The following is a 20051-nucleotide window of genomic DNA, read 5'->3' as shown; positions in this document are numbered from 1 at the left end:
TGGGCATGTAACTACCAACTAAAATTTGAGAGACACAGAGGCTACTTGCTCCACTTCAAGGTTTCTGAAGGCAGTTCGCCAAACATTTGTTTATAGTCACGAGCAAAATATCCTAGGTGGTAAAATCCGAACTGAGTGGCGGTTTCAGTTACCGTTATGCTGCCGGGTTCAGCTGCTTTTAGTCCTTGATGAATGGTTTGTAATCGCAAGATCTTCAGGTAAGACATCGGACTGACTCCAAACATCTCCTGAAATCCGTAACAGAGGGCGCGGCTACTGGTGCCTAGAGCCTGACACAGGTCAGTGAGCGTGAGCGCTCGGTCAAGGTACGATCGCATATAATCATCGGCCTGCTTAACCAAGTTTGACCGACGAAAGAACTTAGCAGAAATTTGTTGTGCTTGCTGGGTTGGCAATGCGGCAATAAACAACGGTAGAAAGTCATGCAAGATAAGCTGCCGAAAGTCCGACTGGCACAGCAGTGGAGAACCCTGAGTCAACAGTTCGTAAATTTGCTGTAAGTAGGAGCGCAAGGGGAAAAAAGACTCCGACACATCAACATAGTTCAAAGCCAAAAACTTTTCATCCAATTCTAGCCTGTCCATAGCCTGGGCAGAAGCCTCGAATATATCTGGTCGAATGTAAACAGCACAGTATAAACAGCCCCCCGGAAAAACTAAATTTGCTTCCCGACAAGCATCGAATCCAAACAAGTGGTCTTCAGTCACAAGTCGATTGTTTTCAACGCCATACTTCCCTTTGCCTTGCAAAATCATGGCAAACGTTAAAAATCCTTGTCGCTTATTTCCAACCGCGTGTAAACTGCGATTGACATAATTAAAGTTGAATTGAATTGTCCCAAGATCAAGAGCTGCTGATTGAGATTTGAAAGGCTCACACTCCAAAGGAGTCAGCCGGATATCTTCAGGCAGAAATGTCGCCATCTCGTCAATATCTTCAAAGCAAAATTGCGCCGCACCCTCCAAAATGGCGTCATCTGACGGTTGAGCGATTGAACTCTTCAGCAACGGCATACTTTATTCAAGAACAGCAAATCCCTTCGGAGAAGCACCGGAGAAAATTTATTTTTGTTAAGAATTTTTAGTATTCTTAATTTTTTTTAATTTTTGTAATCTTGCGATTTTTGGATAGTCACCATTTTAGCTGGTCTCTATGCTGGTGTTCTATAGCAAGCACAAGAATTCATTTTGCACCCCGGCGCAATCTGGTTACTGGCTTGCGTAAACCGTCACCAACAATCACTAATATGAACGGGAGTTACCGATAACGTGAAAAAACTAGGTTTTTTCATCGCCTTTATTGTGGCGCTGTTGATCGGGGGCCGTGGATGGTTACCCCTGGCGGCTGTCGCTCAGCAACCGCCTCGCCCCCATATCGTCTATATTCTGGCCGACGACCTGGGGTGGAAGGATGTTGGGTTTCATGGCTCCGATATTAAGACTCCCAATCTCGACCGGCTAGCCCAAACCGGAGTCGCCCTCGATCGTAACTATACCCATCCCTGGTGTACTCCCTCCAGAGCCGCTTTTATGACAGGACGCTACCCTTTCCGCTATGGGTTGCAAACCGTCGTTATCCCTTCGGCAGGCACCTATGGACTGTCTACCGATGAGTGGTTGCTGCCGCAGGCCCTAAAGGAGGTGGGTTACGAGACTGCCCTGGTGGGCAAGTGGCACCTCGGCCATGCCGATCGCAAGTATTGGCCTCTACAACGCGGGTTTGACTATCACTATGGCCCCATTCTGGGCGAGATTGATTACTTTACCCACTCTGCCCATGGCACGGTGGATTGGTATCGCAACAACGAGGTGGTCAACGAAGAAGGCTATGTCACCACCCTGCTCGGGCAGGATGCCGTAAAACTGATCGATGAGCACGATTCAGATACGCCCCTCTTTCTTTACCTGGCCTTTACCGCCCCCCATGCCCCCTACCAGGCACCGGAAGAGGCACTTGAGCAGTATGCAACTATCACGGATCCGAGTCGTCGTGCCTATGCGGCCATGATTTCTGTGATGGATGAGCAAATTGGCCAGGTAGTGGAGGCACTGGAACGGCGGGGGATGCGAGACAATACGCTAATTGTTTTCCAGAGCGACAATGGCGGTCCCCGTTCTGCGGCGGTTACGGGTGAAGTCGATACTTCTGGCAGCACCATTCCTGCCGACAACGGTATTTTTCGAGACGGCAAGGGTTCTCTGTACGAAGGCGGTACTCGCGCTGTCGCCCTCGCCAATTGGCCAGGGCAGATCAAACCCGGTTCTGTGGCTACTCAGCATATGCACATGGTTGATTGGTACCCGACGTTCGCCGCTTTAGCTGGCGCATCGCCCGATCCGACGAAGCCTTTAGATGGGTTAAACATTTGGCCAGCCCTGGCGAATGGAGAAACCATCGATCGCGATGCCGTTGGTTTCGATGTTGAACCCTTTCGCGCTGCTGTCCATTCAGGAGACTGGAAGCTGGTGTGGAAGGTGGCCCTGCCCTCTAAAGTAGAGCTGTTTAACCTTGCCCAAGACCCCTCGGAGGAAACTAACCTGGCCAACCAAAATCTTAGAATGGTGGCCAATCTAAAACAAAAAATTGAAAAAATGTCTAGTGAAGCTGAACCATCGCTGTTTTTAACCGAAGCATTGGGCGCAGCTAAGAGCATGCTGTTTACATCCGTTACGCTACCAGAAGATGCGGAGGCGATCGAAAACCAGCCGTAGAAATCTCTCTTCAGATGAGTGATTTATAGGGGCGCAGAGTCTGCGCCCCTTATCTATGGGTATCTTCTTTGCTAAAAAGGGGTTTAATAACGCGATCGCTCGGGTATACGAAATCCTGCCTGGTTACCCCAATTTCCTAACGGTGCATTGCGGCTGATACAAGCGCTTGGGTTACGGCTAGTTGGGGTGTAGCTGCGAATGCACCCTACGGTTTGGCATTGGAGGAATCGGGGTGGTTGAATTTGGATTTCCTATAAGTCAACCCTTGGTTACACCCTGTTTACAGCAGCACTATCCGTTAGATGGCTTGCTTCCCTGCGCCCAGTGGTCATGCCAGCTATCTGTTGGGCAACCCTTCCAGGGGCAACCCTTCCCCTTCGCCGTAGGCACGGATGTCGCGGCTGAGAATGCCAAAGTCAAACGCCTCTGTCTTGCCGCCCTGGGCCTTGAGCTGAATCCATACCAGACAGATCAGGGTTGACACCACAATCGGGGCGGCAAAGCTGACCAGCAGATCGCCCGCGAAGGGCAGACCATTCCAGGGGCTAAAGTCGGGCCGGGGGAAGAACAGGGCACCGGTGGCGATCGCCGCCACCGCGCTCCAAAACGCCATCGTCCCCGTCAGTCGTCTGGAATAGAGGCCAAACAACACCGGGAACAGCGCCCCGGCGCAGACCAGATCGGCCAGCAAAAACAGGTACAGCACGTTGTAGCCCCGGGAGGCGATCGCGATCGCAGGCAGCCCCACCACTACTGTCAGCACGCGGGTAATCTGCAAAATGCCGCTGGCGGGTCGGTCGGGGAAAATCCGCAGCAGGTCGGTGGTAAACACGCTGGCGATGCCGTTGAGCAGCGAGTCTAGACTGCTCATCACCAGGGCCAGCACCAGCACCAGCACCGCCATGCTCACCCAGCCCGGCAGCGCCAGCGCCTGAATCAGCGAGAAAAAGGCGCGATCGTCGTTGAAGCCAAAGTGCATGGCCACAATGCCCAGCAGCCCCGCAATGAACAGCATCGGCAAAATCACCAGAAACGAGCCGAGGAACGATCGCCGCACCACCTGATCGCTCTTGCAGGCGTAGATTCGCTGCCAGTTGGTCTGGTTAAACATTTCGGCGGCGATCACGGCGATCACCAGCGTCGACCCAAACTTAATGCCGGGGCCATTGGCCAAGGTCAGCAGCTCTGGTGCGGTCTGGGTGACGGGGGCGATCGCACTGCCCCAGCCGCCCAACGCAAATACCGCAATGCCAAAACTCAGCAGCAGCAGCGGCACAATCACCACAAACTGAATCGCGTCGGTAAAGATTGTCGCTGCCAGGCCACCCACCAGGGTGTAGGCAAACACCGCCGCCATCACCAGCAGGGCCGTGAGCCAGAGGGGCACGCCCGCCATCAGCTCGACCGCTTTTGCGATCGCCGTCAGCTCTGCCGCCAAATACACAAACATGTAAAAGACCACAATCCCCAGGGTCAGCCGGTACATGGCCTGGCCAAAGCGGTGCAGTACGTATTCGTTCAGCGAGTGACCCTTGGGCATGAGAAACCGCATGCGCGTACCCATAAAGGCAAACAGCGCCGCCGGGGTGGCCTGGCCAATGCAGTAGCCCACGATGCCCGCTATACCGCTGGTGGCCCCCACTTCGGGCGGGCTAAAGAGAATCCATGCGCCCATGGCCGAGGCCACAATGGTCGCCAGAGCCATCGGAGTGCCCACACTGTTGCGGCTCACCATATAGTCTTCTAGGCTAATCGCGCGGCGGCTGGCCTGGAGCAGCCCGATCAGCGTGAAGCTGGCCACGGTAATTAAGGTAACGGCGATCGCCGTTGCACTCAGCGTCATAGAACAACTCACCTCGATAGGGTTGGGTGGTTGCTAGAGGCAGCTGCCTTAGAGAATAGGCAACCGCAGAACAGACGACTCGCAGAACACGTTACCAGTGAGGCCGAGCCGCACCGGCTCGTAAACTCAATCAACGCTTTCCTCCGCTGGCATTAACCAGGTCAGGTTCCGAGGGTATGATCTCAGCCCGATGCGATCGGACACCCCTAGCAGCTAGCATCCTACCACTGGTGTTCGCCGCGATCGCCCATAATGGTCATAAAGCTGATGAGCGCAGGACTCACCCCATGGCTGATCCCGTTACCATTGCAGACATCTACGCCCTCTTTCAAGCCTCTCGAGCGGAGGATGATCGCCGTGCTGCCGAAGCAGATCGTCGTGCTGCCGAGGCTGATCGCCGTCTGCAAAAATTAGAACGCATTGCCGCCAACACTAGCCGAGATGTAGCGGGGCTAACGACTCGATGGGGTCAGTTTGTCGAAAATCTGGTCGCGCCCGCTGTCATTCGCCTGTTTCAAGAGCGGGGCATTGAGGTGCAAGAACTCTCCCGCCGTATGCAGTCGAAGCGGCCTGGGGCGGAGATGGAGATCGATATTTTTGCCGTAGATGGCGATGTTGCCGTCGCTGTAGAAGTGAAATCGCGCCTATCAAAGCAGGATGTGGACGATTTCTTGACCCGGCTGGGGCGGTTTCGGCAGGCCTTTCCCCACTACACCGGATATCAGATCTATGGAGCAGTAGCGGGCATTGAAATTGATGAGGGCATAGACCGCTACGCCTATCAGCAAGGGTTGTTTGTGATTAAGCAGATGGGCGACACCGTAGCCATTGCTAACGACACCACCTTTCAACCCACCGCCTGGTAGCGCAATCAATCCTCGGTGCTGATGATCATGGCTGGAGAAACTGACTTAGCCCAACTGCTCAAAACCATGCAGCCCGTGCTGCGGCAGGGAGAATACGTGTTTTGCACTTTGCCTAACACCACCTGCCCGCCTCACCTCGACCCTGTGGGCTACTTCAAAGAAGACGAAGGGCTGACGCTGATGTTGCCCAAGCTCCAGGCCGATGCAGCAGGCCTAGCCTACCCGGCAGTCTTTGCGCTGATCACGCTGACGGTGCACTCTAGCCTAGAGGCGGTGGGGTTTATGGCGGCGATCGCAACCCACTTAGCCAGCCACGGCATTAGCGTCAACCCGGTCTCGGCTTTTTACCACGACCACCTGTTTGTGCCCGCTAGGGATGCTGAACGGGCGATCGCACTACTGCAATCTCTCACCGCCGCTGCTGGCTCTGCACCACCCGCTTAATGCCAGTTTCGACATTGAGCCAGGCGGCATCGCGATCGCCCCACTGGGTCACCGGCTCAGCATTTTTGGGTAGAAACTGAAGTTTGCTAAAGGGCGTATTTTTCCAATCTGTGGGCCTGAGAATGACGGGGATAACAATCGCCTCGCCGCTGTCGTTTCGCTCCAGGGCGCGAGTCATTTCGAGGTCGTAGCAGTAGTCGGAAGCGATAAAGTCGGCGCTAATCAGCAGCAGAATGATGTCGGCCCGGTTGAGGTTGTCGTCAATGTCGTTGGCCCAGTCGTTGCCGGGCAAAATGCGGCGATCGTGCCAGGGCTGAATGAGCCCCTGCCGTTGCAGCAACTTGAGGTGAGTCTCTAGCTCGTCCCGCAGGGTTTCGTCTTTGTGGGAGTAGCTGTAGAACAGGCGTAGGGCCTGGCTGCGGCGATCCATAGTCGTGGTGGGTTGGCGAGTGCCCTCCAAATCGACTCCGTTCAGCAAGTCGCGCACGTTGAGGGTGATCAGCCCCTCCCCTGTGAACACGTCAAAGCTGGTTTGGCGGTGTTCTTCGCGCACTAGCAGCTCTTTGTAGTCAACGGTTACATTGGGGTGCCCCGGCACCGGCACTAGCTCTTTGGGGGTGAATTTAAAGCTACGGTGGATGCGCTCAAAGTCGGAGCGAATGACCGCCAGCAGCCTGCGCCGACTGGCCGCTGGCCCATCCACGCTGATGGAAACGCTGCGATCTTGGGGGTCGGCTTTGACCAGGGCGCGATCGCCCTCAAACTGCAAAATTACCCCGGTGCGCCAGCGCAACTGGTGCTCGCTCAGCACATGGGTGCGCACAATGAAGCGGGGCAGCAACCCTTCCGGCAAAATTGGGTATTCGTAGCGAAAGTTGAGGCACTGGGCCGGGTCAAACTCGGCGGCGGCGGCGGGCTGCTGTTTGTCTAGCAGGTCGGGGATCAGATAGCGGTTTTCGTCTTCTTCAAAGCGAAAGCACAGCTCGAATTTGCGCATCAGCTCTAGCAAAAAGCCGTGGCGCTCGGGGGGATAGTTCTGGGTATCCAGGTGGCGACCCAGGCAGGTGGCTTCCATTTCGCCTTTGGTTTCTGCTAGCTCGTCGGCGTTGAGCAGGGTGTAAATGCCGCTGGTGACCCAGTGGGGGTTGAGCACGTGGGTATCGCGCAGGCGGGGGTCGTCTTTGTAGTTGAGGGCAATGCCGAGGCTATGGAGGTGGACGGCGAGGGAGTCTTGCGCGCCAAAGTCGGTTTCGCCATCGGTTTTGCAAAACTCTCGAAATTGCTCAAAGGAGATGTAGTTTTCGGCCATGGCCGACAGCCGATCTTTAATCGCCACCCAACTGGCGGGGAAGGGGTCGCGCAGGTGCTCTAGGGCATCGGTTTCGCGCTCAATGGCGGTCCGGAGGTGGTCGATGCCCTGGCCGGTTTCGCAATCGGTTGCGATGAACTCTCGAATGTTGGGAAATTTTTGCCGCAATGCTCTTTGGTTAACATCAAACGGGTGCTCTTTGATTTTGTTGAGCACGATAATAACGGGGGAATCGCTGCCAAAGCTCTGGATGAGTTCGAGCCAGTACTCGGCATCGGCGTCTTCGTGACCCTGACGACCGTTGAGCACTAGCAGGTAAAGGCTACGCTCGGTGAGGAAGAACTGGTGGGTGGAATGCATAATCTCTTGCCCACCGAAGTCCCACACGTGGAGAGTGATGTCTTCGGAGCCATTGAGGCGAATTGGCCACTGGGTAATTTGAATGCCCTCGGTTTTAGCTGATTTTGGATCAAATTTTTGATGGATGATACGGTTAGCCAAGGAAGTCTTGCCGACCGCACCAAAACCCACCAAAATCAGTTTTGCTTCATTAAGAGGAGTAAGCTCTTCTAATAGCCGAAAATAGTAATTGAGAATATTTTTTGGATTCGCTGCCGTAGCACCTTGATAAACTTCTGTCCCGGTTGGCCCCAGAATTTCATTAGATAATTTTAAGCGCTCATTTCCGTGAAGAAATAATCTTTCTAGATTAGCCAGTTGACCCAGGCTCTTGGGGATCACCGTTAGTTGATTTTGGCCGAGGAAAAGCTGAGCTAGATTGGTCAGTTGACCCAGGCTCTCGGGGATCACTGTCAATTGATTTTGGTGGAGGTAAAGTCTCGTCAGGTTGACCAGTTTTCCAATGCTCTCAGGGATTGCTGTCAGTTGGTTTTTGCGGAGATTAAGCCAAGTCAGATTGACCAGTTCTCCCAGGCTACCAGGGATCGCTGTCAGTTGATTTTGGTCGAGGCGAAGCCCTGTCAAATTAACGAGGTTGCTCAGGCTTTCGGGAATTGTCGTTAGTTGATTTTGGGAGAGATCAAGTTCTGATAAACTGGTGAGATTTCCCAGGTTATCAGGAATCGCCGTCAGTTGATTTTGGGAGAGGGAAAGCACGGTCAAATTGGCGAGATTGTCCAGGCTGTCGGGGATCGACGTCAGTTGATTTTGGGAGAGGGAAAGCACGGTCAAATTGGCGAGATTGCCCAGGTTATCAGGGATCGACGTCAGTTGATTTTGGTCGAGGTAAAGCTCGGTCAAATTGGCGAGATTGCCCAGGCTATCGGGGATCGACGTCAGTTGATTTTGGTCGAGGTAAAGCACGGTAAAATTGGCGAGATTGTCCAGGCTGTCGGGGATCGCCGTCAGCCCTAACTCAGATAAATCAAGCCCAGTTGCGCCACTTTCTAAGGCTTCCTGAATGCGGCATTCTGCTTCTGTAAATGCTGCTGTTGCTTCTTCCGCTAGCCCGATCGCATCCACCTCCACCCCCAACACCCCAGCGATCGCCCTCACACTCTCCCCACTCACCCGCTTTCCCCGCTCCGGGTGAAACAACCGGCTGACTGTGTCGGTACTCACCCCCGCTTGCTCCGCAATAGCAGCAAACGTCCACCCCCGCTCCGCCTTCGCCGCCTGTAGCAGCTCCAACCCCTCCGGGCTAGCGAGAAAACCGCGCGATGACGACGACATAGGCACTGGCAACCAAAAGAGCTTTGTTCAAGGGTATCCGGCGATTCCAGAAACCGGGTTTCTTCTTTGGCTTGTCATAACCCTTCGCCACCACCCTAGAAACCCGGTTTCTATGCACACCATGGAAACTCCACTCCTCAGGCCAGGGGTACAATAGAGGCCTAGAGCATGAGCGACCTATGACCCAGGAACAAGACCTATTGGTACATTGGCGATCGCTGCCCTCCGAGCAGCAGCAAACTGTGCTGGACTTTATCCAATTCCTCCACACTAAAAGATCCCCCGCTGCTGTAACCGCTGCTGCCGCACAACCATCTCTGGGCGATCGCCTTCGAGATCTTCGCAGCCAAATTGTTGCTAGTGGAGAACCCTAGCTCAATCACATTACCCGTGAGCAAGAACTGATTTCTCGTCGTGGAGGCGTCGAGCTAGATTAATACGCGCACCGTTGTAGATTGAAGACCATTTAGGCATACCCAGAAGGCTCAGCCGTGACCCAGAGCGCGATTAAATACCTCACCGATCTGGGCGGTAATCCCAGAGCCGTGGTCATTCCCATCGATTCTTCCTCCTAAATCTCCAATCGCCCTTTGAGCACTTCGTACAGTACCCGAGAGAGTTCGCGGCGCTGGAGGTTTTGGCGATCGATGGGCGTGCGAGAAAAAGCGCGATCGTACACCTCGGGCATGGCCCGCTTGACCAAAAACGAGAGCTGTTCGCGGGTGATGGGGGCATCGGGGGCGAAGCGGTTTTGGCTGACCCCGGTAATCATGCCGTGGGCGTAGAGGGTCTCGATGGGCATATAGGCCCAGTGTTTGCCAGGGGCCACGTCGCTAAAGGTAGGCTGTGTGGGTAGCTGCGTGGGCAACTTGAGCACGTTGACCAAGGCCGTAGCCACCACCGCTCTGGCAACAGGGGCGTGGGGTTTAAAGCTGAGACTTTTGGGGTTGTCACTGCGCACAATGCCCGCTGCCGCCAGCACCTGAATGGCCTCAAAGTCGGCGTCGTCATGGCTAATGTCGTCAAACCAAAAAATGGGAATGCCGTTGCGGGCCATAAAGCCCTGAATCTTGCGAACGTGTTTTTCTTCGGTGGCTAGCTGGCGAGGTTCAAGCCCTGTCCACAGCGCAAAAACTGCGAGAAACCCACTGGCTTCGCCGATCGCCCACTCCATTGGGTGCATGCGGTAGGCGGCATTGGTAATGTGGGTGGTGCCCAGGCTCTTGGCCGACAGCACCAGACCGTCGGTGTCTTTGGGCACGAGCGAGCCCAGAGGCAGGCTAAAGGGCAGCGCCACCACATCTTTACCCTTAGGGCTGACGTGGCCCTTGGCGTCGTTGCCGTGCAGGTCGAGGTAGTGGTACTGGCCGATGCCCACCGAGTCGTCAAAACACCGCGCCCGCGCCTGGTTAGGGAAAAAGGTTTCGGCCACATCCTCATGGCGAATGGTGGTGAGAGCCTGGCCCCGGCGAGCCTCGCGGACGTAGGGTTCGAGGGCAATACCATCTTTTGTCCAGGTGAGGTCGCCCCGAGGTTTGAGGTCGGCGGCCCCGTGGGTTTGCAGATAGTGGAGGTAGGCTTGGGCTCGCTGCCGCGCTCGCTGAATGTGCAGGTTTCGCTCATCGCGGCTGACGCCAACGAGGCGACCTGGCCGGTAGTCGTTACCGCAGCAAAAAGCGCGATCGGGGGCGCTGGAGGTGCCCCAGTTGAGCACTGAGATATCTCCAGGGCTGACCTTTTTGTCGTGAGTTGCGGCACGGTACAGCCGCCGATAGCGAAAGATGCCAAAGTCGCTAAAGAAATCCCACCGCTGCCATTGGTCGGGCTTGGCCTTAGTCCAAAAGGTGTGGGTAAATTCTTTGAGGCCGATCCAGCCCTCGGTTTCAAACCCGGTGGGCTTGCCAATAGAGACGCCTTTGCCCGGTGCGGTGCGTTCCACAATGACGTCAAAGGTAATGGACTGCTGACACTGGGGGCGGGCGTCTTCGGGCAGAATGGCTTCGCCGGTTTCGTGGCGAGCCTCTTGGCCCACGTAGGAAGGAATGTTGCCCACCTCTAGCAAATCGCCCAGGTCGGTGGCCTCGACGGTGACGTTGGCCCTGACGGTAAAGCGGTGGCCGGTCTGGGTGTCGCGGCAGACCACGCCCTGCACCTTAGACCGACCATTTACCGTCTCAAACAGCACCTCGACAGGCTCAGACAAGGGAATCAGGGTGAGGCGTCTGTCGCGTAGGTAGGGCAGCAGGGCTTCGTTCATTGCTGTTGCAGCCACCACGGGGGTTGTGGCCAAGGGGCTGACCCAGCCGCCGCCGGGGTTGGGTACCTTTCTGCCGCCGACGAGTTGCAGCTCGCGCTGGCGATCGCGAAAGGCCCGCTGCGACTTTGAAATCGCAAATTCTTCACCATCTACCGTGTACAGCCCCGCCTTGGCCTGGAGCAGGTCGCCATCGTCGGAGGCGGGCAGCGCCTGGGCCGTAAACTGGCCGCCGACCACCCTTTGCGGCTGCACTACACAGACATCTAAATTGAGCCGCAGGGCCGTTAGCGCGGTGGTGTAGGCCGCCGTCGAACCCCCCACCACCAAAATTGAGCCGGTCAACTCGGCCCCGTCAGCCGGTCGGGTAAAGGCGGCCTCTGAGAACAGGCCGTTGAGCTGGGTGATGGGGGGGGAGACAGTGGACATAGCGGCGGTAACCCGTGATATTGCAACGATTTTAAGCCAGGGCGGTGGGCCACACACCAGGGGTGGCCCACCGCCGACCATTGATTTGCCCCACCTGGCCAAAGGGAAGACCCCAGGGATGGCCAATCTGTATCTAAATCATTAGGCAATGCCCCTCTTGGGGGCGATTCAGGGTGGGGTGGGGTCGCCCTATAACTGAAGAACATAAGCACTTATTACCCATGGGTGCGGCTTTTTTCAGGAGATTTTGTATGACATTTACTGCGATCGCAGCCAAACTTCAGCGCATCGTTTGCGTTGGTCTGGTCACCCTAGTGATTGGCTCTAGCCTGCTGTTGGGCTTTAGCAGCCCCGCCGCTGCCCTCGGCAACAAAGCCGGCGATGTGGTGCAAAACCGGGCCGAGCGCGAGCTTGACCGAGTCTCTGGCACTGGCACCGCCAACCAGATCGAAGGTCGTGCCCAAGAAGATCTGGGCAAAGTGCAACGCCAGGTTGAGAAGGTCACCGGCGGCAACGACAGCCTGGGCAACCAGGTACAGGGCCGCGCCCAGCGCGACATTGGCCGCACCCAAGGGGCGGTAGAAAACGCCGCTGACGCGGCCCAAGACTCGGCTGAGGGCATTGTCGACTCCGTCAAAGACTTCTTTGGCCAGTAGGTTAAGCCTGGCAAGTGCAAAAGCTCGGTCACAGTGGTGGCCGGGCTTTTGCCGTTAAAAAGCAATCTGTCAATCGTAACTATGCCCCCTGCGCTGTTTGTGGAACTGTCAATGGCCGAGGTGAACTCTCGCTTTTACTGGTTAGTCCAGGCTCTGATGGCTCTCTTGCCCTATTTGTTGGTAGGGCTTTTAGCCGGGGCGATCGTGCTGACCTTAGGCGCTCTTTTTGCCCGGTTTCTACTGGTAGATCAGCTCCGACCAATAGAAGAACTGTGCCTGCTCACTCTCAAAGAGCTGGCCAACCCGACCCGCGATCGCCTGGTGGCTGCTATTACCTATCTGGCCCAGGGCGAAGTCACAATTCCCCTACTGCTGGGCATTGGCGGGGTGATGCTCGATCGCGGCGAGGTCGCCCCAGCGCTGATTTTGACCTTTGGGCTGTGCGGTTCGTGGCTGCTGAACGGCGTTTTCAAATCGTTTTTTCGGCGACAGCGGCCCGACCTGTGGGAGTCCGCCAAACGCCCGATGGACTATAGCTTTCCCAGCGGACACTCCATGAGTGCCGTATCGTTTTATGGTCTCTTGGCGGTCAGTCTCAGCGCCTACTTCAGCGTGCCCCAGGGGGTCACCGTCACGGGCGCTGCCCTGATCACCCTGGGGGTGGGCTTGAGTCGCCTATACCTGGGCGTCCATTGGCCGACGGATGTACTCAGCGGTTGGTTAGCGGGGGGCATTTGGCTAGGGGCCTGCCTTAGCGGCTGGGCTCACCTCAGCAGTCTCTGAGTCAAAGGTTGCTAACAGAGCAGGGGTGGGGACACAGACCCAGATTGCCCGGGGAATGACTGCCACCGTCACGGGGGTGGTGCCGATATATTCTCCGTCGGCGTGGATTTCAAGGGGTCGCAAGCTCCTGATCTCGATCGCAGCAGTTTGGTACATTTTGAGCCGCTCGTGGGGCAGATGTTTGCCCCGCATAGCCGCAAAGAAATGACGGAAATGATCCCACTTTGAAGGCTTGTCAATGTAGATCAAATCGAGCTTGCCATCATCCATTTGGGCATGGGGTGCGAGAGAAAACTCTACTCCGTAGCGGGGGCTATTGCAGATGTTGACTTGCAGCGTGCGCAGATACACTTTTCTGCCGTCAAAGCGCAGCATGAGGCGGTGCTGCTTGGACAGTAGAAACGTTTTTAAGCCTAGAAAGAGACTCTTAACCGCCGCCCAGAGGTTGCTTTTCATCCCCTCCTTGACGTCGTCACCATGGGGAAAAAGCTGCGCCTCTAGCCCGATACCTACCACTTCCATAAAGTAGTGGTGGTTGGCTTTGCCCATGTCGATCTGGCGGCGATCGCCCTTTACCAAAACCTGAGCAGCCCGATCCATATCGGTGGGAATATTGAGACTGGCTGCAATGTTATTGCGGGTGCCCTGGGGAATGATGCCCAGGGTCGTTTGGGTGTGCGCTAAGCCTCGGGCCACGGCTTCAATGGTGCCATCGCCCCCGGCGACAATCACGAGTTTGGCCCCTGCCTTAGCGGCGGCTGCGGCCAGTCCCTGTCCATCTTCTTCAGGCGTTGTAGTACAAACTTCGGCGTCAATGCCCTGCTTTTGCAGTGCATTGGTCAGACTCGGCAGCAGCTGAGAATTTTCGTCTGGCCCAGAGGTAGGATTGACAATGAGTAGCGTGTTCATCTCCGGTTTTTCAGCACCATAGTTCAGCCCCACAGTCATTACGCAGGTTGTGTAGCCACAGCCAAAATGGTTTAGATGTGCCAAATACTCTTGATGCGATGGCTATAGCTACAACAGCGTCATCAGCACCCTGTCTGATCAGTACCATTTGGAGGGTGGTCTTTGCTGACATAGCCCTGAGAAAAGAGCCTTGAGAAAAGAGCTATAGGCCACAGAGAGTCTGATTAATCAGATACTGAAATCCTAGCCCTTGCCAGTTAAAACAGTCCCCTCCCTAAGGACTAGATAGCGGCACGGAGCATAGCGAGCGCCCGACAAAAACCCAGCTCTACGCCGCCAGCCCCAGCCAATAAATAACCCTGCCTGAGACATCAACCTCAGACAGGGCTATTGCGCCAGCACAGGTGTGGCAAACAATTCATTTAAGCGACTAAGCGACGTTCTAGCGTCTAAAACCCTTGGCGAGAGACCATCTTCTCGATGTCGGCCTGGGTTTGGTGCAGCAGGTTGTGGCGGCTATCGCCGACGTTACCCAGAGAAGGTACTAGGTTGCGGGCCTGAAGTGCCATGTGCAGTTGCAGATGGGCAACGTACTCAGAGAAGTCTTCGCGGGTTTCGGTCAGGGCTGGAGCAAATTTTTCTGACAGGGCCACGGGTAAAACCTCGTTAATGTTCAACATTGGTGGGCTATGCAACGATATCGAAGTTAACACAGGCCCTGGGCCGCTTACGGGCTGTGCAAAGAAGCTTAATGGTGCGTAACATCTGACACGCTTTAGCCTCAATAGCCCCGATGCCGCTGACCTGGCCAAGATAGATCTCCCGATCTCGATCTCAGCCCCCTGGCGCTCTACTTGTCTGTACCTAGGTAGAGGGGTATGGGCCTTTGCCCTTGTTATGTTGATCGAAACGGCATCTACACAAGCTCATTGCCTCTGGCCTTGTTGCCAGACTCACCTATCCGAGCCTTATTTTTCCCGAGCTTACCTATTGCATTTGGGCATTTAGGTACGTTTGGGCACCCACTTATTTAGAGGACGATAATATGCCTACTCGCAGCAACGACCCAGACTTTGACAAGTCAATCAATACCCGTCCCGTCACCAATGACGAAGTTGCCTACCGCGATGGCTACGTACAGGGCAAATCAGCCGAGCAGCTTGAGCAAGACCGCCGCCGCGCTGCCGACGCGCGCGCCTATGAGGCTAATGCCAGAGTCCGGGAAGACAATGGCGTCTCTACGGGCTTGCTCCTGGGTCTGGTTCTAGCCGCCGTAGCGGCGGTAATTGGTGGTGCGCTCTACGTCTACACCGCCGATCAGGGTGCCTTGACGCCTACCCCCGAGGCCACCACGCCCGAGGCCACCACGCCCGAGCCCAATAACGACACCACCATTATTCAGCGCACCATTGAGCGTACTCGGGAAGTTGTACCAGCCCCCAGCAATGGGCAGACGCCCCCCATCAACGTTGAGATTACCCCTCCCGATGCGCCTGCTGCGCCTGAGCCCGCAGAGCCCGCAGAGCCCGCTGCTGCTCCTGAGCCGGTTCAGCCTGAAGCCACCACTACTCCTGACGGCACCCCGGAGTCTCAGAATCCATAGTCTCAGAAACAACCGGGCGAACCGCATCCCGTTGAGAGTCAAATGCCAGCCTAAAGAATGGGGCACCGCTGATCAGCGGTGCCCCATGGCTGATTTGATCAAAATGGCGTGAGCTGCGCCCTGGAAGTTGCAGAGAAGGGCTTGATTGAGACTATAGGTTTAAAAATTTCTCGAGGGCGGCAACCATGGCGGGGGGCCAGCGGCGCACGGTGCCTACCCAGTCAAGGTCTTTGTAGCGGCGATCGAGCCCCATGACGGCAACCCAGTTGCTTTCGGCCTCACCCCTCATGCCCTGGCCCCACAGAGCGGCGGTGAGGGCCGCGCGGGCGTCGGCAAAGTTGGGGTAGCGGCGGGTGAGGCTGCGAAACTGACGAATCGCTTCGTCGGCATGGCCCAGCTGGTATTCTGCCAGGGCGGCGTTGACCCGGGCAAAGGCAAACTTAGGGTCGAGGTCGGCGGCCTTTTGATAATCTTCTAGGGCGATTTCCCAGTTGCCTTGGCCTGCCTGGGCATTGCCTCGGTTGTTGTAGGCGGCGGCATCGTCGGGGTTGAGGGCGAGCACCTGGGTGTAGTCTGCGATCGCCTCCTGCCACCGTCCTAAGCCTTCTAGGGCGGCCCCTCGGTTGAGATAGGGGTCAGGCTGGTTGGGGGCCAGGGCCACCGCTCGGTCGTAGTCTGCTAACGCCTCGATCAGCTTGTTTTGGCTGACTAGCACGTTGCCCCGATTGCTCCATAGGGCGGCTTCGTTGGGCAGATAGTCGATGAGCTGGCCCCAGTAGGTCTCGGCCTCAGCAAACTTGCCCTGCTGGGAGGCGGTGAAGGCCTGTTGGCGCAGATCAGAGATTTCCTGCACCACCTCGGGTGATAGCTCCGTCTGCGCTGTCGCAGAAGCAGCCCAACCCGCCCAGCAGAGCAGGCAGAGCAGGGCTAGAGCAATCCAGCGGACGCCCATAGACAACAGCGGTTGAAGCGGAGCGATCGCCAGCCTGAGATCGAGGGTTGGAATCATACAGAGTTATTCTACTGAGAATAGGCTAAGCCTCTTGGGGAGAAGCCCCCAGGTCTAGGCTACTGAGCAAATCTACCAAGCGGGCAGGATCCGTGAGATAGAGATAGCCCACCAGCGCCTCAAACCCTGTAGATTGCTGATAAATCTGGCTATCTACTCGCTTTGGCCCCCGAGACGAAGCGTTGCGGCCCCGACGGAGTAAATCGTGCTCGGCTGCGGTCAGCAGGGGCAATAGCTGCTGCACTTGGTGAGCCTGGCGCTCGGCCCTCACCTGCCCCACCACCTGCTGATGAAAGGCCTGAATGCGCTTTGGTGGCAACAAAAACTGACCGCGCACAAATAGCTCGTACACGGCGTCACCCAGATAGGCCAGCGCCACAGGAGACAGCGCCTTGACCTGCTCTGGAGAGATGGCTAGATCACAGCCCTGGGCCTTGAACTGGAGCAGCCAGGCCAGGCTGGCTGGAAGGGCTTCAGGGGAAGGTTCGACCACAGACTACCTCCAGCTAGGCTAATGCAGCGCTGCTGGAGCTATGCACTGGGCGGGTTTTCAATGTTGGCGATCGCATCTTCGACCGAGGGCTGTAGCGACAGAAACTTTTCTAGCCGCACCAGCTTAACGGTTTGGGTCACCCGAGGGTTAGTTACGACCTGAACAGTACCGCCATCGGTGGTAGCCTTTTTCACCAGCTGCACCAGGGCACCGAGACCCGAGCTATCGACAAAGTCGATAGTAGCTAGATCCAAAATGATATTCTTTGGCCCTGCTTCTACGTACTTAGTCATCACCTTGCGAAACGCAGGTTCTGAGAACGCATCGAGCAGACCCGTGAGGCGAAATAACTGGTAGGTTCCCCTGACATCGCGGGTGCCTCGTAAACTTACGGTCAGGGTTAGAGATTCAGCGATGGGAAACCTCCTCGGCGCTCCAATTTCGACGTTAACTATAGGTCAGGTTACAGCCATCTGCAAGGGGTTAAAACCGCACCCCATTGGGGCTAGCCCCAGGGGCAAAAAAATTCCCCGACCTGAGTCAGATTGAGGGCCGTTGCCCTACCGTAGACAGATAGCATATAGCGGTTTGGTCAGTTTGTGCTCAACCATTGCAGCCATCTCTTTCCATCTCTTTATAGAACTCTGCTGCGCTCCCCTGGGAAAAACCCACGGCTTGATCTGGCCTCAACCAATTACGGCTGCCTGGCGGTGGGTGCGCATGGTGTCGACAAATTTTGCAAATAAATAGTCGGCGTCGTGGGGGCCAGGGCTGGCCTCAGGGTGGTACTGCACCGAGAAAAGTGGCAAGGTTTTGTGGGCCAGACCGGCAACGGTTTGGTCGTTGAGGTTGAGATGGGTCACCGCCACCGTATCGGTAGGAATAGATGCCGCATCAAGGGCAAAGCCGTGGTTTTGGCTCGTGATCTCCACCTGGCGATCGAGGCCGCAGGGCTGGTTAAGCCCCCGGTGGCCAAACCGCAGCTTAAAGCTAGAGGCTCCTAGAGAAAGCCCCAAAATCTGGTGCCCCATGCAGATGCCAAAGGTGGGCAGCGAGTAATCTAGCAGTGCCTGCACCAGTTCAGGTGCTTTGGTTACCGCCGCCGGGTCGCCGGGGCCGTTGGAGAGAAAGATGCCGTCGGGGTGATAGCTCATAATTTCTTCGGCGGTGGTGCTGGCAGGCACCACAACCACCCGACAGCCATAGCTGGCCAGACGACGCAAAATGTTGCGCTTGACGCCAAAATCGACGGCAACGACCGTCATGGGGGCCTCCTGGCCTGGGAGGGGTGCCGTGGGGCCAAATTCCCAGGCGGCGTCGGTGCCCTCAGTCCATTCATAGACTTGGGCGGTGGTGACCTGGTCTACCAGGTTGAGCCCGGCCATGGGCGGCGCATCTTGAAGCTGGCGCAGCAGTTCTTGGGGGTCGAGCAGGGTGGTCGAAATCGCCCCATTCATAGCCCCAGCGGTGCGGAGCTTGCGGGTCAGAGCCCTGGTGTCAATGCCAAAAATGCCGGGAATCTTGTGGGTCTTGAGATAGTTGGGCAGCGACTGAGTCGATCGCCAGTTGCTGGGAAGATCGCAGATATTGCGGGCGATCGCACCTTTGATGTGGGGCTGACTCGACTCTTCGTCGTCGGGGTTGACCCCGGTATTGCCCAGCTCGGGGTAGGTGAAGGTGACAATCTGACCACAGTAGCTGGGGTCAGTCATGACTTCTTGATATCCGGTCATGCCAGTGTTGAAGACCACCTCCCCCATGACGGTGCCCGGTGCCCCAAAGGATGACCCCCGAAACACCGAACCGTCGGCCAACACAAGAACTGCTGGGGGGGCATCAGAAAAAAACATGGCCATTTGCTCTGCGCTATGAATCGCTATTATCCTAAGGCCAAAGGCCAGGTTTGCGGTATGACGTCGAGATTAAATCTCCCTGACAAATCGCCCTCACAATCTCCTGATAGAGCGTCGGAGAAGGGCTGGGTTGGGTTGGTTTTAGGGCCGGGCTATTTTGCCGGGCTATTTTTATAGAAACGCATTTCGTTGATGACGGGCTAGGGCCAAGGTTGGGGCATGCTGACCTAGAGGCATCGCCACCAGAGCCACTGAGTCAGAAGATTAGGACATTCACTATGGGCAGACCCTCGGCCAGCAAATGGTTGATCCTCGGCCTTTTGGCTGGGCTGGCAGGCTGTGAGCTGCCCCCAGGGGCTGGGCCTACACCCCCGGCCGCTTCGGTGTCGACTCCGCCTCTGCTCTCTGCTGTCACTGAGTCGGCTCCAGCGGCTCCAGCGGCTCCCCAGCCCACCGTCGACAGCTTTCGCGAGGCGGTGAACCGGGCTACGAGCGCTGTGGCCATTGGTCAGTCGGCCCAGTCAGCCGCCGATTGGCAGCTGGCCGCTAGCCGCTGGCAGCAGGCGATCGCCCTGATGAAGCAAGTTCCTCCCACTAGCCCCAACCGCACCCAGGCCCAGGCCAAAGCTCAGGAATACCAGCAGCATTTAGCCGCTGCCCAGCGGCGGGCCAGCGGCGAGATGGTGTCAGCTCCAGCCCCGGCCCCGGCCCCGATCGCCACTTTACCGGCGGGCTTAGCCGCGCAAATTCCGATCCAGCGACGCCAGGGAGGCACTCCGGTCGTGGAGGTGACTCTGAGGGGCAGCACTGGCTTCCAGACGTTTCCCATGCTGTTTGACACCGGGGCCACCGGCACGCTGATCACCGCTGAGATGGCCCAGGCGGTGGGGGTGACGGTGGTGGGTGAGACCCAGGCCCGCATCGCCGACGGCAGCGTCGTCACCCTGCCCATTGGCGTGGTCAATGCGGTGGAGCTAGGTGGCCTGCGGCAGGAGCAGGTCAGGGTGGCGATCGGTGGCACCTACGGCCTGCTAGGCCAAGATATCTACGGTCAGTACGGTATTGCGATCGGGTCCCACATGATCCATCTGCATCAGTAGACCCGGCCTTATCCAGAGATCTGTAGGTCAGGACTTGGGGGCCAGAATCTGTGAGAATAGTCACCGGACTCTGATT

18 protein-coding genes and 1 riboswitch are annotated in these 20051 nt (G+C 56.6%); of the genes, 8 read left to right on the top strand and 10 right to left on the bottom strand.

Translation table 11 applies throughout. The features are described 5' to 3' along the window. Positions 1 to 41: 41 nt before the first annotated feature. A complete protein-coding gene (locus AC0QKW_RS09890; protein ID WP_473150897.1) occupies positions 42 to 1034 on the bottom strand; it encodes a helix-turn-helix domain-containing protein in 993 nt (330 codons plus the stop codon). A gap of 255 nt (positions 1035 to 1289) precedes the next feature. On the opposite strand from AC0QKW_RS09890, the gene AC0QKW_RS09885 reads away from it, so the two are divergent. Next, entirely contained in the window at positions 1290 to 2732 is a 1443-nt protein-coding gene (locus AC0QKW_RS09885) for an arylsulfatase B (protein WP_473150896.1), read from the top strand. A gap of 337 nt (positions 2733 to 3069) precedes the next feature. Here AC0QKW_RS09885 and AC0QKW_RS09880 read toward each other — a convergent pair whose 3' ends face one another. Continuing rightward, positions 3070 to 4575, bottom strand: coding sequence for a sodium:solute symporter family transporter (locus AC0QKW_RS09880; protein ID WP_473150895.1), 1506 nt, complete (start codon positions 4573 to 4575; stop codon positions 3070 to 3072). Positions 4576 to 4696: 121 nt separating this feature from the next. Beyond that, positions 4697 to 4793: riboswitch (TPP riboswitch) on the bottom strand. 69 nt (positions 4794 to 4862) lie between these two features. Here AC0QKW_RS09880 and AC0QKW_RS09875 point away from each other — a divergent pair. Together AC0QKW_RS09875 and AC0QKW_RS09870 are read left to right on the top strand one after the other, a co-directional pair. Further along, the gene (locus tag AC0QKW_RS09875) at positions 4863 to 5441 is read left to right on the top strand and encodes a DUF8196 domain-containing protein (RefSeq protein WP_473150894.1); all 579 of its coding nucleotides are present in this window, start codon (positions 4863 to 4865) and stop codon (positions 5439 to 5441) included. A 27-nt stretch (positions 5442 to 5468) separates the two neighbouring features. Continuing rightward, the gene (locus AC0QKW_RS09870) at positions 5469 to 5885 is read left to right on the top strand and encodes an ACT domain-containing protein (protein WP_473150893.1); all 417 of its coding nucleotides are present in this window, start codon (positions 5469 to 5471) and stop codon (positions 5883 to 5885) included. Here the strand turns inward: AC0QKW_RS09870 and AC0QKW_RS09865 are convergent. Continuing rightward, complete coding sequence (locus AC0QKW_RS09865; protein WP_473150892.1) at positions 5851 to 8886, bottom strand: COR domain-containing protein; 3036 nt, start codon at positions 8884 to 8886, stop codon at positions 5851 to 5853. The two genes, AC0QKW_RS09870 and AC0QKW_RS09865, sit on opposite strands and share 35 nt — an antisense overlap. Positions 8887 to 9065: 179 nt before the next feature. On the opposite strand from AC0QKW_RS09865, the gene AC0QKW_RS09860 reads away from it, so the two are divergent. Next, complete coding sequence (locus AC0QKW_RS09860; RefSeq protein ID WP_473150891.1) at positions 9066 to 9260, top strand: hypothetical protein; 195 nt, start codon at positions 9066 to 9068, stop codon at positions 9258 to 9260. A 197-nt stretch (positions 9261 to 9457) separates the two neighbouring features. Here AC0QKW_RS09860 and AC0QKW_RS09855 read toward each other — a convergent pair whose 3' ends face one another. Then, positions 9458 to 11569: an FAD-dependent oxidoreductase gene (locus AC0QKW_RS09855; RefSeq protein WP_473150890.1), complete on the bottom strand. Its 2112-nt coding sequence runs from the start codon at positions 11567 to 11569 to the stop codon at positions 9458 to 9460. A 251-nt stretch (positions 11570 to 11820) separates the two neighbouring features. Here AC0QKW_RS09855 and AC0QKW_RS09850 point away from each other — a divergent pair, with 251 nt between their 5' ends. After that, positions 11821 to 12225 (top strand): CsbD family protein, encoded by a 405-nt coding sequence (locus tag AC0QKW_RS09850; RefSeq protein WP_473150889.1) that lies wholly within the window; start codon positions 11821 to 11823, stop codon positions 12223 to 12225. An 81-nt stretch (positions 12226 to 12306) separates the two neighbouring features. After that, a complete protein-coding gene (locus AC0QKW_RS09845) occupies positions 12307 to 13008 on the top strand; it encodes a phosphatase PAP2 family protein (protein ID WP_473150888.1) in 702 nt (233 codons plus the stop codon). On the opposite strand, the gene AC0QKW_RS09840 is transcribed toward AC0QKW_RS09845, so the two are convergent. Both AC0QKW_RS09840 and AC0QKW_RS09835 read right to left on the bottom strand, forming a co-directional pair. Beyond that, the gene (locus AC0QKW_RS09840) at positions 12964 to 13917 is read right to left on the bottom strand and encodes a diacylglycerol/lipid kinase family protein (RefSeq protein ID WP_473150887.1); all 954 of its coding nucleotides are present in this window, start codon (positions 13915 to 13917) and stop codon (positions 12964 to 12966) included. The two genes, AC0QKW_RS09845 and AC0QKW_RS09840, sit on opposite strands and share 45 nt — an antisense overlap. Positions 13918 to 14366: 449 nt before the next feature. Further along, a complete protein-coding gene (locus AC0QKW_RS09835) occupies positions 14367 to 14597 on the bottom strand; it encodes a hypothetical protein (protein WP_473150886.1) in 231 nt (76 codons plus the stop codon). A gap of 365 nt (positions 14598 to 14962) precedes the next feature. Here AC0QKW_RS09835 and AC0QKW_RS09830 point away from each other — a divergent pair, with 365 nt between their 5' ends. After that, the gene (locus AC0QKW_RS09830) at positions 14963 to 15520 is read left to right on the top strand and encodes a hypothetical protein (RefSeq protein ID WP_473150885.1); all 558 of its coding nucleotides are present in this window, start codon (positions 14963 to 14965) and stop codon (positions 15518 to 15520) included. 151 nt (positions 15521 to 15671) lie between these two features. On the opposite strand, the gene AC0QKW_RS09825 is transcribed toward AC0QKW_RS09830, so the two are convergent. The 4 genes from AC0QKW_RS09825 to carA all read right to left on the bottom strand — a co-directional run bounded on the left by AC0QKW_RS09825 (position 15672) and on the right by carA (position 18872). After that, the gene (locus AC0QKW_RS09825) at positions 15672 to 16472 is read right to left on the bottom strand and encodes a tetratricopeptide repeat protein (RefSeq protein WP_473150908.1); all 801 of its coding nucleotides are present in this window, start codon (positions 16470 to 16472) and stop codon (positions 15672 to 15674) included. An 82-nt stretch (positions 16473 to 16554) separates the two neighbouring features. Continuing rightward, a complete protein-coding gene (locus tag AC0QKW_RS09820; protein ID WP_473150884.1) occupies positions 16555 to 17022 on the bottom strand; it encodes a Mini-ribonuclease 3 in 468 nt (155 codons plus the stop codon). Between the two features lie 38 nt (positions 17023 to 17060). After that, the gene (locus AC0QKW_RS09815) at positions 17061 to 17438 is read right to left on the bottom strand and encodes an STAS domain-containing protein (protein ID WP_473150907.1); all 378 of its coding nucleotides are present in this window, start codon (positions 17436 to 17438) and stop codon (positions 17061 to 17063) included. A gap of 270 nt (positions 17439 to 17708) precedes the next feature. Next, positions 17709 to 18872 (bottom strand): glutamine-hydrolyzing carbamoyl-phosphate synthase small subunit, encoded by a 1164-nt coding sequence (gene carA, locus AC0QKW_RS09810; protein WP_473150883.1) that lies wholly within the window; start codon positions 18870 to 18872, stop codon positions 17709 to 17711. A gap of 281 nt (positions 18873 to 19153) precedes the next feature. On the opposite strand from carA, the gene AC0QKW_RS09805 reads away from it, so the two are divergent. Further along, positions 19154 to 19975 carry a retropepsin-like aspartic protease family protein gene (locus AC0QKW_RS09805; RefSeq protein WP_473150882.1) on the top strand — a complete coding sequence of 274 codons (822 nt, stop codon included), beginning with the start codon at positions 19154 to 19156 and terminating at the stop codon, positions 19973 to 19975. Positions 19976 to 20051 lie beyond the last annotated feature (76 nt).

The sequence above is a fragment of the Pseudanabaena sp. PCC 9330 genome (assembly GCF_055795045.1).
Note: the sequence above shows the minus strand (reverse complement) of the source record. Positions and strands in the feature narration are given on the sequence as shown.